Below are 837 nucleotides of genomic sequence, written 5' to 3' on the forward strand. Positions count from 1 at the left end.
CCCCACATTTTCTCTAAATCAATGAGCTTCTTGGCGAATTCTCCCTGCATGGGTCCGAAAAGCTCCTGGTATTTCTGTACCGAGGCGTAGTCACGCATTGCTTTCGGCGTCGTCACAGGTTCGCCCTTGTAAACATTTTGTTCTATCATAGGTGAAGCGGCTGCTGTATCCATCGCTTTATCTGACGGCTGAGCCAGCCGCTGCCTCTCACGGTAACGGCGGACCCGTTCTTTTGTCTGTTCCCGCTTCTTTTCATCGCGTTGAAAGTCTTGCAGTTCATCCCAGATGGCAATGCGGATCATGCCGTTTCCGTCGCGTTCGATGAGCTCCAGTTTCTCTAACAAAGTTAATCCTTTTTCGATAAACGGCCGGCGGCGATGCAGGCACTTGGCAATGAGCTGCGTTGTCATGGCTTCCTGGCCCGACACGTAGACCAAGCCGTTGTCGTTAATCGTTCCCGCCATGTCCTTCAGGAAAAACCATAACACAATATACGAATCACCGTTCGCCTGATTCATCAGACATAAAATACGGGGATCCGAAAACAATCCAGTCCTGGTTTTAAGCCATTGCAGCTTCTTCATTGCAAACACCTCATTTCCCTTTGGCCCTTCCGGCCTTCTATCTATATAAGAGAAAAAATCCACACGCTGCGGACATTCTCTCTATATTTTTTAGTCTCCTCTTCTTTCTCTTTCTCCTCTTCTCTTTTCTTTATAGGTAACGCGTTACAGAGGCACGGGAAGCAAAAAAAAAAGAGGCTGTCGCATTAAGCCAAAAATGCATAATGCAACAGCCGCTTTTTTGCTGTAGGGGCTCGCACGGGGCGAGCCCGGT

1 protein-coding gene is annotated in these 837 nt (G+C 48.6%); it reads right to left on the reverse strand.

Features of this window, described 5'->3' with window-relative positions:
• On the reverse strand, positions 1 to 518 hold a 518-nt coding region (locus tag WMO23_RS11380), incomplete at its 3' end, for a phage replisome organizer N-terminal domain-containing protein (RefSeq protein WP_349174140.1).
• Between the last annotated feature and the right edge of the window lie 319 nt (positions 519 to 837).

Source organism: Megasphaera intestinihominis, assembly GCF_040096415.1.
Classification (GTDB): Bacteria; Bacillota; Negativicutes; order Veillonellales; family Megasphaeraceae; genus Megasphaera; species Megasphaera intestinihominis.